The organism is Companilactobacillus versmoldensis DSM 14857 = KCTC 3814 (assembly GCF_001434295.1).
In the GTDB taxonomy this organism is placed as follows: Bacteria; Bacillota; Bacilli; order Lactobacillales; family Lactobacillaceae; genus Companilactobacillus; species Companilactobacillus versmoldensis.
The window spans coordinates 1-752 of sequence record NZ_AZFA01000056.1; the positions used below are offsets into that span (position 1 = coordinate 1).

The following is a 752-nucleotide window of genomic DNA, read 5'->3' on the forward strand; positions in this document are numbered from 1 at the left end:
GTTAGATCAAATTGATTTTGGTTAGTTTTCTTTGAGTTTTTAGTTGTTGCCGAAGGCAACTTCTGAGACAGATTTTAAGCGCAAACCCCCACTAAATTTTGGCGGGGTGTAAGTGCGCATTGACCTTGTTTCACTCGGTCTGCTGATAACCATAAAATCAATTTTTGTCGTTGTTGAATTGACTGTATTTTTAATTCAATTTATGTTTGCACCTAACTAAGATTGTTATGTTTTAAATATTTAAAAAGTGTTGCGGATTACGCTGTTTTAAGCCAGATTTTTTTAATCGTTCTGTGCAAAGAATCTTTATAAGTTTGGTAACAAATTTTGAATAACGGTACTGTAAAATCTGTAAATCTAAACTGAAATCATTATTTTGATGTCAGGAGTAATTAGGATGTACGAAAAGAAAGTATTAAAACCAATTAATGAAATGCTTGCTGATCCTTGGCAAGTTGATATTCAAGAATTGTTTGAAGCTTCTGTCAATGAACCTGACGAGATCAAAAAGAATTTGTATGATTCCCTATATACTTATATTTTGCAAAAAAGACAAGAAGATATTATTAATCGTCCTGGCTTTGTTATTTAGTCCTCTAAAAGCCTGCTGAGGGCTTTTTATTTTTCCTTTGGTATAAATATATATAAGCAGTCTTAAAATCGCTAGAAACGAGAAATAAGGCCCTTAAAAACGAATATAGCAGTTAAAGTCTTGCTAAGATTTAGAAAATTTGATTATTCGCTGTCAATGG

General features: G+C 31.8%; 1 protein-coding gene. It reads left to right on the forward strand.

The features are described from left to right. The first annotated feature begins 379 nt into the window (after window positions 1–379). The gene (locus tag FC27_RS11505) at window positions 380–592 is read left to right on the forward strand and encodes a hypothetical protein (RefSeq protein ID WP_029508266.1); all 213 of its coding nucleotides are present in this window, start codon (window positions 380–382) and stop codon (window positions 590–592) included. Window positions 593–752: the final 160 nt, after the last annotated feature.